This window comes from Citrobacter sp. KTE30 (assembly GCF_000398825.1).
GTDB classification, from domain to species: domain Bacteria; phylum Pseudomonadota; class Gammaproteobacteria; order Enterobacterales; family Enterobacteriaceae; genus Citrobacter; species Citrobacter freundii.
The window spans coordinates 1-14,636 of the sequence record NZ_KB976058.1 but is presented as its reverse complement, the minus strand read 5'-3'; the positions used below and the strand labels follow the sequence as shown (position 1 = coordinate 14,636).

Below are 14,636 nucleotides of genomic sequence, written 5' to 3'. Positions count from 1 at the left end.
ATTTTGTTGACCGGAAAATCGAATACTTTCCGCAATGCCTGTTGCTATCACGCTTAAACCATTTCATTGCGATTTACACAGAACTGATGCTCTGTCGCAGTATATTAAGACGTCGATAGAAACAAGCATTGAAAGGCACAGCAGTAGTCAAACAGTGTGAAATGCTACTGGCGCCTTACAGCGCAAAAAGGCTGGTGACTAAAAAGTCACCAGCCATCAGCCTAATTTCTTAGGCTGCAACCAGAAAAGTTGGCTTATTTAACTTCAACTTCAGCGCCAGCTTCTTCCAGAGATTTTTTCAGTGCTTCTGCGTCGTCTTTGCTGATGCCTTCTTTCAGGGCAGCCGGAGCAGATTCTACCAGGTCTTTAGCTTCTTTCAGACCCAGACCAGTTGCGCCACGTACTGCTTTGATAACAGCAACTTTGTTAGCGCCAGCAGCTTTCAGAATTACGTCGAATTCAGTTTTTTCTTCAGCAGCTTCAGCCGGGCCAGCAGCTACAGCTACAGCAGCAGCAGCGGAAACACCGAATTTTTCTTCCATTGCAGAGATCAGTTCTACAACGTCCATTACGGACATAGCGGATACTGCTTCAATGATTTGATCTTTAGTGATAGACATTTAAATTGTTCCTGAAAATCAGAATAAGTTTATACGTAAGCAGATGCTTGAGAAAGATAACTGCGATTAGGCAGCTTCTTTCGCATCGCGTACAGCAGCCAGAGTACGAACCAGTTTGCCAGCCGAAGCTTCTTTCATGGTTGCCATCAGGCGTGCAATTGCTTCTTCGTAGGTCGGCAGAGTTGCCAGGCGATCGATTTGCGATGCCGGGATCAATTCACCTTCAAAGGCTGCGGCTTTGACCTCAAATTTTGCATTCGCTTTCGCGAACTCTTTGAACAGACGAGCAGCAGCGCCCGGGTGTTCCATAGAGTATGCAATCAGGGTCGGACCAACAAACGTGTCTTTCAGGCACTCGAACTGAGTACCTTCAACGACGCGGCGCAGCAGGGTGTTACGAACAACACGCATGTATACGCCAGCTTCACGACCTGCTTTACGCAGTTCAGTCATTTTATCTACAGTTACGCCACGGGAATCCGCAACTACTGCAGACAGCGCGCCTTTGGCTACTTCGCTGACTTCAGCAACAATCGCTTGTTTGTCTTGAAGATTTAAAGCCATTAGCTTTGCTCCTGGATGTTTGCCGGAACTCATGTTCCGGAACTCACTTCACTCTCACCAACGGAGAGAGCGTCTAAATACGGTGAGCAGAAACAAGCCAGAGTATCAGAAATAATCTTAGCGTTCTGTCACCGTCTACGCAGGGCATTAAGTTTCTTACGAAACACCTGCGGTCTTCGACGGAGGCCTGGATAGGCCAGGCTCCAACGAACAAATCTTGTCTATGACTTCGCCCTTTGAACCGTAGCTGTGTTAGCTGCTCTCGTTCACACCGGTCATGTAGTTAACTACACTCCCGGCGATTCACTCAATTGCTGCCTTGCTACAATTCAAATGACTCGCATAGAGTTCTGTTTATTTCAACAGAAACGTGGGGGTAAGATTGTAGACAAAATCACCGCCCACGTAAAGGCGAATATTAGTTCGCCACAGTCGCAGTCAGACCGGACTGATCAACGGCAACACCAGCACCCATGGTGGTGGAGATGCTAACTTTCTTGATGTACACGCCTTTAGCCTGAGTCGGTTTCGCTTTTTTCAGCGCAACCAGCAGAGATTCCAGGTTTTCTTTCAGTTTGTCAGCGTCAAAATCCACTTTACCGATGGTGGTATGGATGATGCCGTTTTTGTCGTTACGGTAACGAACCTGACCTGCTTTAGCGTTCTTAACCGCTTCAGCAACGTTAGGGGTTACAGTACCAACTTTCGGGTTTGGCATCAGGCCGCGCGGGCCCAGAACCTGACCCAACTGGCCAACAACGCGCATTGCATCCGGGGAAGCAATAACAACGTCAAAGTTCATTTCGCCTTTCTTAATCTGGTCAGCCAGATCTTCCATACCTACCAGCTCAGCGCCTGCAGCTTTAGCAGCTTCAGCGTTTGCGCCCTGGGCAAATACGGCTACGCGAACGGAACGGCCAGTACCGTGCGGCAGTACAGTTGCACCACGTACGTTCTGGTCAGATTTACGAGCATCGATGCCGAGGTTAACGGCAACGTCTACGCTTTCTACGAATTTAGCAGTGGCCAGCTCTTTCAGCAGAGCAATAGCTTCGTTGATGTCGTACTGTTTAGTTGCATCAACTTTGTCACGGATCACGCGCATACGCTTGGTCAGTTTAGCCATTTCTTAGTCCTCCACTACCAGGCCCATGGAACGTGCAGTACCTTCAATGGAGCGAGTCATCGCTTCAATGTCGGAACCAGTCATGTCGGCAGCTTTGGTCTGCGCGATTTCCTGCAGCTGAGCGCGGGAAATTTTACCCACTTTGTCTTTGTTCGGCTTACCGGAACCAGACTTGATACCAGCCGCTTTCTTCAGCAGAACTGCTGCCGGAGGCGTTTTGGTAACGAAAGTGAAAGAACGGTCAGCGTAAACGGTGATAACAACCGGGATCGGCAGACCTTTTTCCATGGAATCAGTTTTTGCGTTGAACGCTTTGCAGAATTCCATGATGTTCACGCCTTGTTGACCCAGTGCTGGACCTACCGGCGGACTCGGGTTAGCCATACCAGCTGCAACTTGCAGCTTGACATAGGCCTGGACTTTCTTAGCCATTCTAAATTCCTCTAGTTGGGTTATAGCGCCTCAAGGAGGCTCCCCGTGATTAAATTCGTTTTACGGACAGGGTCCATAAAAACAAAAGGCGCGAAATTGTATTCCAATCTCGCGCCTTGTGCAACGATTAAATCGCCGCTTTTTTGATCGCTGTTTAGGCTTTTTCTACCTGGGCAAAGTCCAGTTCTACCGGGGTCGCACGACCAAAGATAGAAACAGAGACTTTCAGGCGGGACTTCTCGTAGTCCACTTCTTCAACCACGCCGTTAAAGTCAGCAAACGGACCGTCACTAACGCGAACCATTTCACCTGGCTCAAACATCGTTTTCGGACGCGGTTTATCACCAACCTGCTGCAGACGGTTCATGATCGCATCAACTTCTTTGTCGCTGATCGGCGCCGGACGGTCAGATGTACCACCGATAAAGCCCATCACACGCGGCACGCTACGCACCAGGTGCCAGCTTGCGTCATTCATCACCATCTGGACCAGTACATAGCCCGGGAAGAATTTACGTTCGCTCTTGCGACGCTGGCCACCACGGATTTCGACCACTTCTTCGGTCGGCACCATGACTTCGCCAAACAGCTCTTCCATATTTTGTAACTTGATATATTCGCGCAGCGACGTGGCTACGCGGCCTTCAAAACCGGAAAACGCCTGAACGACGTACCAGCGCTTTTTAGGGGCTTCAGACATCTTAGAACCTCAGGCCAGTGATAAAGGATACCAGGCGAACCAGAATACCATCCAGTCCCCACAGGATCAGTGACATTACTGCGGTAACCGCAGCCACAATTAATGTGGTGTGCAATGTTTCCTGGCGAGTTGGCCAAATGACCTTACGGACTTCGGTTCTCGCTTCACGGGCAAAAGCAACGGTCGCTTTACCTTTTGTTGTCAACAGCGCGACACCACCCGCTGCGGCAATCAGAATCACTACGGCCAGCGCACGCAGCGGCAGCATCATGTCACGATAGAGGTAGTTGCCAACGATAGCTACAAGCAGCAATACAGCGACAACAACCCACTTCATCGCTTCCAGGCCGCGCCCGCTTCCTTGAGCTTCGGTATTCGCACTCATAAACCAACCTGTCAGAAGTATTCTACAAACATTTTCACCCCGCGTAAGCGAGGCGATCCAAACCGAAATGCTCTGGTGCGTTTCGGACTAAACGCCCTCTTCAGAGCCTGTCTCAGCAATGATTATGACAAAAAAAATCACTGATGAGCCAGGTTCTGGTGTGAAAGCGTGCAAAAAGGGCATCAAATGATGCCCTTTTATTGCGCATTGCGTCAAATGTTATTCGGCAATTAGCTCATTACTTTGGCAACAACGCCCGCACCAACAGTACGGCCGCCTTCACGGATTGCGAAACGCAGACCGTCGTCCATCGCGATCGGGTGGATCAGGGTAACAACCATTTTGATGTTGTCGCCCGGCATTACCATCTCTACGCCTTCCGGCAGTTCGATGGTACCAGTCACGTCAGTAGTACGGAAGTAGAACTGCGGACGGTAGCCTTTGAAGAACGGAGTATGACGGCCGCCTTCGTCTTTGGACAGAATGTACACTTCAGATTCGAACTTGGTGTGCGGCTTGATAGAGCCCGGCTTAGCCAGTACCTGACCACGTTCGATTTCTTCACGTTTGATACCACGCAGCAGAACACCAACGTTCTCACCAGCACGGCCTTCGTCCAGCAGTTTGCGGAACATTTCAACGCCAGTACAGGTAGACTTAGCAGTCTCTTTGATACCAACGATTTCAACTTCTTCACCAACTTTGATGATACCGCGCTCTACACGACCGGTAACAACGGTACCACGACCGGAGATGGAGAATACGTCTTCGATAGGCAGCAGGAACGGCTTGTCAATCGCACGCTCTGGTTCTGGGATGTAAGAATCCAGGAAGCCAGCCAGTTCGATGATTTTCGCTTCCCACTCTGCTTCGCCTTCCAGCGCTTTCAGAGCAGAACCACGAACGATCGGCGTGTCGTCGCCCGGGAAATCGTACTGAGACAGAAGTTCACGAACTTCCATTTCTACCAGTTCCAGCAGCTCTTCGTCATCAACCATGTCGCATTTGTTCAGGAACACGATGATGTACGGAACGCCTACCTGACGACCCAGCAGGATGTGCTCACGAGTCTGCGGCATCGGGCCGTCAGTCGCAGCAACAACCAGGATCGCGCCGTCCATCTGCGCAGCACCGGTGATCATGTTTTTAACATAGTCGGCGTGGCCCGGGCAGTCTACGTGTGCGTAGTGGCGAGTCGGGGTGTCATATTCAACGTGAGAAGTGTTGATGGTGATACCACGTGCTTTTTCTTCCGGCGCGTTATCGATCTGATCGAATGCGCGAGCAGCACCGCCGTAGGTTTTAGCCAGTACGGTAGTGATTGCAGCGGTCAGCGTTGTTTTACCATGGTCAACGTGGCCGATAGTACCGACGTTAACGTGCGGTTTAGTACGTTCAAATTTTTCTTTAGACATCGATTGTCCCTCTAAGACACGGATAAATCGGTGATATCACCACATCAACCAGGCAATATACCTGAGCTGTTGAATGCTTTTAAAAGTAAACAGAGAGAAACGGGAAGGAGAAGTGAAGTGGTGCTGATACCCAGAGTCGAACTGGGGACCTCACCCTTACCAAGGGTGCGCTCTACCAACTGAGCCATATCAGCACGTCTGGAGCGGGCAGCGGGAATCGAACCCGCATCATCAGCTTGGAAGGCTGAGGTAATAGCCATTATACGATGCCCGCATCCTGAAACTCGGCTACCCAGTTCTTTCTGTAACAAAAAAGAGATTTCTCTCTTTTCTGTTCGAGCTGATTAATTTTTTAATCAACTCAGGCGGCGATAACGCTGCCAGAAAGTGGTGGTGGGGGAAGGATTCGAACCTTCGAAGTCTGTGACGGCAGATTTACAGTCTGCTCCCTTTGGCCGCTCGGGAACCCCACCGGACTTGATGGTGCCGACTACCGGAATCGAACTGGTGACCTACTGATTACAAGTCAGTTGCTCTACCTACTGAGCTAAGTCGGCATCAAGTAGCGCGCATTTTATGGAGACATGCGCACTCATGCAACTAAAAAATTGCATAAAATGTTCTATCGCTCACATTTTGCACTATGCGACCGATAAATAATCTATTTCTTCTTTGGATTGGACAAATTTCCAACGCCAGGTGCCACCTCAGGGAGGAATTTTGCTCCGGCATGCGCGCGTTGATAGAGAGAAAGCACATCTTTATACATCTGGAATACCCGTCACATTGCATTTCAGAGGATGATTTTTTCTTATTATTCCCCTCCATCTGGTGTTACCCTCCTGCCCATTGTCCAAATTAACTGAAATGTGCGTGCCATTGCGTACCGGGGATGATTTCGTTTTTTACCGCAGACCTGATATAGCAATGACAGCCAGACCATGCGTATGAGTATAAAAGAGCAAGCGTTAACGTCGCCTTACCTACAGTTTGATCGCAACCAGTGGGCTGCGCTTCGTGATTCCGTGCCGATGACCCTGACCGAGGAAGAGATTGCTCGTCTTAAAGGCATTAACGAAGACTTATCGCTGGAAGAAGTTGCCGAGATTTATTTGCCTCTCTCGCGTTTGCTAAACTTTTACATCAGTTCAAACCTGCGACGTCAGGCAGTGCTGGAGCAATTTTTAGGCACGAATGGCGAGCGTATTCCTTATATTATTAGTATTGCTGGCAGCGTTGCCGTCGGTAAAAGTACGACAGCGCGTGTTTTGCAGGCCTTGCTCAGTCGCTGGCCAGAGCATCGTAAGGTTGAATTGATTACTACCGATGGCTTTCTCCACCCTAACCAGGTATTGAAAGATCGTGGACTAATGAAGAAGAAAGGCTTCCCCCAGTCCTATGATATGCATCGCTTGGTTAAATTCGTTTCCGATCTGAAATCAGGTGTACCTAACGTCACGGCACCGGTCTATTCCCATCTCATCTATGATGTGATCCCTGATGGCGACAAAACCGTTGCCCAGCCCGACATATTAATACTCGAAGGGTTAAATGTATTACAAAGCGGGATGGACTATCCTCACGATCCACATCATGTATTTGTTTCTGACTTTGTCGACTTTTCTATTTATGTTGATGCGCCAGAAGAATTACTCCAGACGTGGTATATCAACCGCTTTCTGAAATTCCGTGAAGGGGCGTTTACCAACCCGGACTCTTATTTCCATAACTATGCAAAATTATCAGAAGATGAGGCTATCAATACTGCCACATCGCTATGGAAAGAAATTAACTGGCTGAATTTAAAGCAAAACATTTTACCAACACGTGAAAGAGCCAGCTTGATTATGACTAAAAGCGCCAATCATGCCGTTGAGCAAGTCAGGCTACGTAAATAAATAAAAAAGGGGAGCCTCAGCTCCCCTTTTTTATTATTCAGCACTTCTCAGCGATATTTCTCCACCCATCCAGGGTTTGATCTCGCCATTTTGTTCAAGCAATAATGCACCTTGCGCGTCTATTCCACGAGAGATACCAAATATTTCTTTATCACCAATAATAAGTTTTACCGGGCGGTCGATAAAGTTATCCAGTTTCTTCCAGCGAGACAGATACGGTGCTAATCCTTCGTGCTCAAAGAGCACCAACGCAGCGCGCAACTCACGTATCAGTCGGGCAGCAAGGGTATTGCGGTCAATGTTAATGCCCGCTTCCTGCAGGTTAATCCAGCCTTGATTAACCACATTTTCCTCAACCCGGCGCATGGACATATTAATACCTGCGCCGATAACAATTTGCGCGGCATCACCTGTCTTACCGGTCAGTTCAACCAGGATCCCTGCCAGTTTACGGTCGAGTAAATAGAGGTCGTTGGGCCATTTTACACGGACTTTATCCGCACCCAGATCGCGCAAAACCTCAGCCATGACGATACCAATAACCAGACTCAGGCCAATCGCGGCGGCCGGTCCTTGTTCCAGCCGCCAGAACATTGAGAGGTAAAGGTTGGCACCAAACGGTGAAAACCATTTCCGACCACGGCGGCCGCGCCCGGCCTGCTGATATTCAGCGACGCAGGCATCCCCTGACTCCAGCTGACCTATTCGGTCCATCAGGTACTGATTGGTTGAGTCGATAACCGGCAGGACAGTGATATTTCCACCATCCAGTTGAGAATGAATAAGTGAGGCATCTAATAGTTGGATAGGCTCCGGTAAGCTGTATCCTTTACCTGGAACAGTAAAGACATCAACCCCCCAGTCGCGCAACGTCTGGACATGCTTATTGATTGCGGCACGGCTCATTCCCAACGTTTCACCGAGCTGCTCACCGGAATGAAATTCTCCATCGGCCAATAATGAAATAAGCGTCAGAGGGACGGTATTATCCTTCATGCAATGATCTCCACAGCATTCATTTCACCCTGCGGACCAATAAACCGGACCTCTGGTTCGAGCCAGACATTAAATTTCTCACCGACTTTTTGGCGCACATGGTGTGCAAGTTGCACTACATCCTGACTCGTCGCATTATCTGCATTGATCAGCACCAGTGCCTGCTGCTGATGTACCGCCGCGCCACCAATGCGCATACCTTTTAGCTGGCACTGATCGATAAGCCAGCCTGCTGCCAGTTTCACAGAACCATCAGCCTGCGGGTAATGAGGTGCTGTTGGGAATTTAGCCAGGAGCTCCTGCGCAATATTCCCAGTGACAACTGGGTTTTTAAAGAAGCTACCCGCATTACCGTTTACTTTCGGATCGGGCAGTTTTGTCGTGCGCATATGGCAGACTGAATCAAAAACCTGCTGAGGTGTAACTGTTGTAGGATCCAGACGCGTCAGGTCACCGTAAGTCAAAACGGGCTGCCACTGTTTAGGTAAGCGCAGACCAACGGCTACAATTGCGAAACGATCCTGGTATTCATGCTTGAAGATGCTGTCACGGTAACCAAAACGGCATTCTGTAGCACTGACGCGCAGATGTTTGCCGGTCGCCAGTTCAATGCAGTCCACATATTCGCAAACACGCTGAAGTTCCACACCATAAGCACCAATGTTCTGGATTGGCGATGAGCCGACACAGCCCGGAATAAGTGCCAGATTTTCCAGGCCAGGCATGTTGTGCTCCAGCGCATAGCACACCAACTGATGCCAGTTTTCACCCGCGCCTACGTGCAAATGCCACGCATCAGGTTGCTCTGTAATCTCAATACCCTTAATACGATTGACGATCACCGTACCCTGGAAGGTATCAAGAAACAGGACGTTACTCCCTTCGCCCAGAATCAGTACTGGATGATGCGATGCATTGGCTAATTGCCAGGCATTCAGTAATTGTTGTTCATTTTCGGCGCAGACAAGTTCATTCGTTTGCTGATCGATACCGAAGGTGTTCCAGGCTTTAAGGGAGTGATTCATAGACGCTTTCCTGATGCAAAATCGCGCCTAGTTTACCGCATATACCGCAGGATGGCTTGTGTTATGGAGGCTCAGGATATTGCTTTGCACCCGATGGTGCTGCGATGTGCGTGATGCGCTGCGCTTATCAGGCCTGCACAATACGTTCAGCCCGGCGGTTTTTACCCCGCACACACGCAAAAAAGCCCATCCGTCAGGATGGGCTTCTTCACTTTATTTGATGCCTGGCAGTTCCCTACTCTCGCATGGGGAGACCCCACACTACCATCGGCGCTACGGCGTTTCACTTCTGAGTTCGGCATGGGGTCAGGTGGGACCACCGCGCTACAGCCGCCAGGCAAATTCTGTTATTAACCCGCTTTTCGCCGGTTAATGTTATCTGTATCAAGCTGAATATGATGTCTGTCTTTCGCCAAAACATCTTCGGCGTTGTAAGGTTAAGCCTCACGGTTCATTAGTATCGGTTAGCTCAATGTATCGCTACACTTACACACCCGACCTATCAACGTCATCGTCTTTAACGTTCCTTCAGGAGACTTATAGTCTCAGGGAGAACTCATCTCGGGGCAAGTTTCGTGCTTAGATGCTTTCAGCACTTATCTCTTCCGCATTTAGCTACCGGGCAATGCCATTGGCATGACAACCCGAACACCAGTGATGCGTCCACTCCGGTCCTCTCGTACTAGGAGCAGCCCCCCTCAATTCTCCAGCGCCCACGGCAGATAGGGACCGAACTGTCTCACGACGTTCTAAACCCAGCTCGCGTACCACTTTAAATGGCGAACAGCCATACCCTTGGGACCTACTTCAGCCCCAGGATGTGATGAGCCGACATCGAGGTGCCAAACACCGCCGTCGATATGAACTCTTGGGCGGTATCAGCCTGTTATCCCCGGAGTACCTTTTATCCGTTGAGCGATGGCCCTTCCATTCAGAACCACCGGATCACTAAGACCTGCTTTCGCACCTGCTCGAGCCGTCACTCTCGCAGTCAAGCTAGCTTATGCCTTTGCACTAACCTCCTGATGTCCGACCAGGATTAGCTAACCTTCGTGCTCCTCCGTTACTCTTTAGGAGGAGACCGCCCCAGTCAAACTACCCACCAGACACTGTCCGCAACCCGGGTAACGGGTCCACGTTAGAACACCAGCCATTAAAGGGTGGTATTTCAAGGATGGCTCCATGCAGACTGGCGTCCACACTTCAAAGCCTCCCACCTATCCTACACATCAAGGACCAGTGTTCAGTGTCAAGCTATAGTAAAGGTTCACGGGGTCTTTCCGTCTTGCCGCGGGTACACTGCATCTTCACAGCGAGTTCAATTTCACTGAGTCTCGGGTGGAGACAGCCTGGCCATCATTACGCCATTCGTGCAGGTCGGAACTTACCCGACAAGGAATTTCGCTACCTTAGGACCGTTATAGTTACGGCCGCCGTTTACCGGGGCTTCGATCAAGAGCTTCTCCTTACGGATAACCCCATCAATTAACCTTCCGGCACCGGGCAGGCGTCACACCGTATACGTCCACTTTCGTGTTTGCACAGTGCTGTGTTTTTAATAAACAGTTGCAGCCAGCTGGTATCTTCGACTGATTTCAGCTCCATGAGTAAATCACTTCACCTACATATCAGCGTGCCTTCTCCCGAAGTTACGGCACCATTTTGCCTAGTTCCTTCACCCGAGTTCTCTCAAGCGCCTTGGTATTCTCTACCTGACCACCTGTGTCGGTTTGGGGTACGATTTCGTGTTACCTGATGCTTAGAGGCTTTTCCTGGAAGCAGGGCATTTGTTACTTCAGCACCGTAGTGCCTCGTCATCACACCTCAGCGTTAAAAAGGTACCGGATTTACCTGGAACCTCCGCCTACATGCTTAAACCGGGACAACCGTCGCCCGGCTAACATAGCCTTCTCCGTCCCCCCTTCGCAGTAACACCAAGTACAGGAATATTAACCTGTTTCCCATCGACTACGCCTTTCGGCCTCGCCTTAGGGGTCGACTCACCCTGCCCCGATTAACGTTGGACAGGAACCCTTGGTCTTCCGGCGTGCGGGTTTTTCACCCGCATTATCGTTACTTATGTCAGCATTCGCACTTCTGATACCTCCAGCATGCCTCACAGCACACCTTCAACGGCTTACAGAACGCTCCCCTACCCAACAACACATAGTGTCGCTGCCGCAGCTTCGGTGCATGGTTTAGCCCCGTTACATCTTCCGCGCAGGCCGACTCGACCAGTGAGCTATTACGCTTTCTTTAAATGATGGCTGCTTCTAAGCCAACATCCTGGCTGTCTGTGCCTTCCCACATCGTTTCCCACTTAACCATGACTTTGGGACCTTAGCTGGCGGTCTGGGTTGTTTCCCTCTTCACGACGGACGTTAGCACCCGCCGTGTGTCTCCCGTGATAACATTCTTCGGTATTCGCAGTTTGCATCGGGTTGGTAAGTCGGGATGACCCCCTAGCCGAAACAGTGCTCTACCCCCGAAGATGAGTTCACGAGGCGCTACCTAAATAGCTTTCGGGGAGAACCAGCTATCTCCCGGTTTGATTGGCCTTTCACCCCCAGCCACAAGTCATCCGCTAATTTTTCAACATTAGTCGGTTCGGTCCTCCAGTTAGTGTTACCCAACCTTCAACCTGCCCATGGCTAGATCACCGGGTTTCGGGTCTATACCCTGCAACTTAACGCCCAGTTAAGACTCGGTTTCCCTTCGGCTCCCCTATACGGTTAACCTTGCTACAGAATATAAGTCGCTGACCCATTATACAAAAGGTACGCAGTCACCCCATAAAGAGGCTCCCACTGCTTGTACGTACACGGTTTCAGGTTCTTTTTCACTCCCCTCGCCGGGGTTCTTTTCGCCTTTCCCTCACGGTACTGGTTCACTATCGGTCAGTCAGGAGTATTTAGCCTTGGAGGATGGTCCCCCCATATTCAGACAGGATACCACGTGTCCCGCCCTACTCTTCGAGTTCACAACCTGTGCATTTTGGTGTACGGGACTATCACCCTGTATCGTCGGACTTTCCAGACCGTTCCACTAACACACAAGCTGATTCAGACTCTGGGCTGCTCCCCGTTCGCTCGCCGCTACTGGGGGAATCTCGGTTGATTTCTTTTCCTCGGGGTACTTAGATGTTTCAGTTCCCCCGGTTCGCTTCATTACGCTATGTATTCACGTAATGATAGTGTGACGGATCACACTGGGTTTCCCCATTCGGAAATCGCCGGTTATAACGGTTCATATCACCTTACCGACGCTTATCGCAGATTAGCACGTCCTTCATCGCCTCTGACTGCCAGGGCATCCACCGTGTACGCTTAGTCGCTTAACCTCACAACCCGAAGATGTTTCGTAAAACACCATCGTGTTGCGAAAATTTGAGAGACTCGAACACACCATTTTTCATTTCTTATTACGGAGAAATGAAACAGTGTGTCGTTTCAATTTTCAGCTTGATCCAGATTTTTAAAGAGCAAAACTTCGCAGTGAACCTTTTCAGGTACACTCTGAAGTTTTCTTGTGTTTTTGCAGTAAAGATGGTGGAGCTATGCGGGATCGAACCGCAGACCTCCTGCGTGCAAGGCAGGCGCTCTCCCAGCTGAGCTATAGCCCCATCGTAGTTATCTCATTCACCTTAATTCCTGCTGAGACAAGGCGTGGAGCGGCGAAGCATACTGAAGTATGCGAGTCGTTTCACAACGCGGTATCAGAAAGAATTTGGTAGGCCTGAGTGGACTTGAACCACCGACCTCACCCTTATCAGGGGTGCGCTCTAACCACCTGAGCTACAAGCCTGCAGAGATTTTCTTACTGCTAATTTTCATCAGACAATCTGTGTGAGCACTACAAAGAACGTTTCTTTAAGGTAAGGAGGTGATCCAACCGCAGGTTCCCCTACGGTTACCTTGTTACGACTTCACCCCAGTCATGAATCACAAAGTGGTAAGCGCCCTCCCGAAGGTTAAGCTACCTACTTCTTTTGCAACCCACTCCCATGGTGTGACGGGCGGTGTGTACAAGGCCCGGGAACGTATTCACCGTGGCATTCTGATCTACGATTACTAGCGATTCCGACTTCATGGAGTCGAGTTGCAGACTCCAATCCGGACTACGACATACTTTATGAGGTCCGCTTGCTCTCGCGAGGTCGCTTCTCTTTGTATATGCCATTGTAGCACGTGTGTAGCCCTACTCGTAAGGGCCATGATGACTTGACGTCATCCCCACCTTCCTCCAGTTTATCACTGGCAGTCTCCTTTGAGTTCCCGGCCGGACCGCTGGCAACAAAGGATAAGGGTTGCGCTCGTTGCGGGACTTAACCCAACATTTCACAACACGAGCTGACGACAGCCATGCAGCACCTGTCTCAGAGTTCCCGAAGGCACCAAAGCATCTCTGCTAAGTTCTCTGGATGTCAAGAGTAGGTAAGGTTCTTCGCGTTGCATCGAATTAAACCACATGCTCCACCGCTTGTGCGGGCCCCCGTCAATTCATTTGAGTTTTAACCTTGCGGCCGTACTCCCCAGGCGGTCGACTTAACGCGTTAGCTCCGGAAGCCACGCCTCAAGGGCACAACCTCCAAGTCGACATCGTTTACGGCGTGGACTACCAGGGTATCTAATCCTGTTTGCTCCCCACGCTTTCGCACCTGAGCGTCAGTCTTTGTCCAGGGGGCCGCCTTCGCCACCGGTATTCCTCCAGATCTCTACGCATTTCACCGCTACACCTGGAATTCTACCCCCCTCTACAAGACTCTAGCCTGCCAGTTTCGGATGCAGTTCCCAGGTTGAGCCCGGGGATTTCACATCCGACTTGACAGACCGCCTGCGTGCGCTTTACGCCCAGTAATTCCGATTAACGCTTGCACCCTCCGTATTACCGCGGCTGCTGGCACGGAGTTAGCCGGTGCTTCTTCTGCGAGTAACGTCAATCATTAAGGTTATTAACCTTAATGCCTTCCTCCTCGCTGAAAGTACTTTACAACCCGAAGGCCTTCTTCATACACGCGGCATGGCTGCATCAGGCTTGCGCCCATTGTGCAATATTCCCCACTGCTGCCTCCCGTAGGAGTCTGGACCGTGTCTCAGTTCCAGTGTGGCTGGTCATCCTCTCAGACCAGCTAGGGATCGTCGCCTAGGTGAGCCGTTACCCCACCTACTAGCTAATCCCATCTGGGCACATCCGATGGCAAGAGGCCCGAAGGTCCCCCTCTTTGGTCTTGCGACGTTATGCGGTATTAGCTACCGTTTCCAGTAGTTATCCCCCTCCATCGGGCAGTTTCCCAGACATTACTCACCCGTCCGCCACTCGTCACCCAAGGAGCAAGCTCCTCTGTGCTACCGTTCGACTTGCATGTGTTAGGCCTGCCGCCAGCGTTCAATCTGAGCCATGATCAAACTCTTCAATTTAAGTTTGATGCTCGTGAATTAAACTTCGTAATGAATTACGTATGTTCACTCAAGAGAC

At 50.3% G+C, this 14,636-nt stretch carries 10 protein-coding genes, 6 tRNA genes, 3 rRNA genes and 1 pseudogene; 2 read left to right on the top strand and 18 right to left on the bottom strand.

Annotation, left to right across the window (positions count from 1 at the left end; translation table 11 throughout):
• Window positions 1-254: 254 nt before the first annotated feature.
• From rplL to WC1_RS00165, 11 genes are all read right to left on the bottom strand, one after another.
• Window positions 255-620 carry a 50S ribosomal protein L7/L12 gene (gene rplL, locus WC1_RS00115; protein ID WP_003033114.1) on the bottom strand — a complete coding sequence of 122 codons (366 nt, stop codon included), beginning with the start codon at window positions 618-620 and terminating at the stop codon, window positions 255-257.
• A 66-nt stretch (window positions 621-686) separates the two neighbouring features.
• The gene (gene rplJ / locus WC1_RS00120; protein WP_001207203.1) at window positions 687-1,184 is read right to left on the bottom strand and encodes a 50S ribosomal protein L10; all 498 of its coding nucleotides are present in this window, start codon (window positions 1,182-1,184) and stop codon (window positions 687-689) included.
• Window positions 1,185-1,602: 418 nt separating this feature from the next.
• A complete protein-coding gene (rplA, locus tag WC1_RS00125; protein WP_003033119.1) occupies window positions 1,603-2,310 on the bottom strand; it encodes a 50S ribosomal protein L1 in 708 nt (235 codons plus the stop codon).
• Between the two features lie 3 nt (window positions 2,311-2,313).
• Window positions 2,314-2,742, bottom strand: coding sequence for a 50S ribosomal protein L11 (gene rplK / locus WC1_RS00130; RefSeq protein ID WP_003033122.1), 429 nt, complete (start codon window positions 2,740-2,742; stop codon window positions 2,314-2,316).
• A gap of 154 nt (window positions 2,743-2,896) precedes the next feature.
• Window positions 2,897-3,442 (bottom strand): transcription termination/antitermination protein NusG, encoded by a 546-nt coding sequence (gene nusG, locus WC1_RS00135; protein ID WP_003033125.1) that lies wholly within the window; start codon window positions 3,440-3,442, stop codon window positions 2,897-2,899.
• A gap of 1 nt (window position 3,443) precedes the next feature.
• Window positions 3,444-3,827: a preprotein translocase subunit SecE gene (secE, locus tag WC1_RS00140; RefSeq protein ID WP_003033128.1), complete on the bottom strand. Its 384-nt coding sequence runs from the start codon at window positions 3,825-3,827 to the stop codon at window positions 3,444-3,446.
• A 230-nt stretch (window positions 3,828-4,057) separates the two neighbouring features.
• Window positions 4,058-5,242: an elongation factor Tu gene (gene tuf, locus WC1_RS00145; RefSeq protein ID WP_003031109.1), complete on the bottom strand. Its 1,185-nt coding sequence runs from the start codon at window positions 5,240-5,242 to the stop codon at window positions 4,058-4,060.
• 118 nt (window positions 5,243-5,360) lie between these two features.
• Window positions 5,361-5,436 (bottom strand) — tRNA-Thr (locus WC1_RS00150).
• A gap of 5 nt (window positions 5,437-5,441) precedes the next feature.
• Window positions 5,442-5,516, bottom strand: a tRNA-Gly gene (locus WC1_RS00155).
• Between the two features lie 114 nt (window positions 5,517-5,630).
• Window positions 5,631-5,715: transfer RNA gene (locus tag WC1_RS00160), tRNA-Tyr, on the bottom strand.
• Window positions 5,716-5,723: 8 nt separating this feature from the next.
• Window positions 5,724-5,799 (bottom strand) — tRNA-Thr (locus tag WC1_RS00165).
• A 19-nt stretch (window positions 5,800-5,818) separates the two neighbouring features.
• On the opposite strand from WC1_RS00165, the pseudogene WC1_RS25055 reads away from it, so the two are divergent.
• A pseudogene (locus tag WC1_RS25055) lies at window positions 5,819-5,899 on the top strand (hypothetical protein); the annotation flags it as partial.
• A gap of 290 nt (window positions 5,900-6,189) precedes the next feature.
• Complete coding sequence (gene coaA / locus WC1_RS00170; RefSeq protein WP_003031107.1) at window positions 6,190-7,140, top strand: type I pantothenate kinase; 951 nt, start codon at window positions 6,190-6,192, stop codon at window positions 7,138-7,140.
• Between the two features lie 33 nt (window positions 7,141-7,173).
• Here the strand turns inward: coaA and birA are convergent, their stop codons facing one another.
• From birA to WC1_RS00205, 7 genes are all read right to left on the bottom strand, one after another.
• Window positions 7,174-8,136, bottom strand: coding sequence for a bifunctional biotin--[acetyl-CoA-carboxylase] ligase/biotin operon repressor BirA (gene birA / locus WC1_RS00175; RefSeq protein ID WP_003031105.1), 963 nt, complete (start codon window positions 8,134-8,136; stop codon window positions 7,174-7,176).
• On the bottom strand, window positions 8,133-9,161 hold the full coding sequence (gene murB / locus WC1_RS00180; protein WP_003845339.1) for a UDP-N-acetylmuramate dehydrogenase: 1,029 nt from the start codon (window positions 9,159-9,161) through the stop codon (window positions 8,133-8,135). The genes birA and murB overlap by 4 nt, the downstream gene beginning before the upstream one ends.
• 222 nt (window positions 9,162-9,383) lie before the next feature.
• A 5S ribosomal RNA gene (gene rrf / locus WC1_RS00185) occupies window positions 9,384-9,499 on the bottom strand.
• Between the two features lie 95 nt (window positions 9,500-9,594).
• Window positions 9,595-12,501, bottom strand: a 23S ribosomal RNA gene (locus WC1_RS00190).
• 206 nt (window positions 12,502-12,707) lie between these two features.
• Window positions 12,708-12,783, bottom strand: a tRNA-Ala gene (locus WC1_RS00195).
• Between the two features lie 105 nt (window positions 12,784-12,888).
• Window positions 12,889-12,965: transfer RNA gene (locus tag WC1_RS00200), tRNA-Ile, on the bottom strand.
• 71 nt (window positions 12,966-13,036) lie between these two features.
• Window positions 13,037-14,578: ribosomal RNA gene (locus WC1_RS00205) — 16S ribosomal RNA — on the bottom strand.
• The 16S, 23S and 5S rRNA genes sit together here with 2 tRNA genes alongside, the layout of an rRNA operon.
• Window positions 14,579-14,636 lie beyond the last annotated feature (58 nt).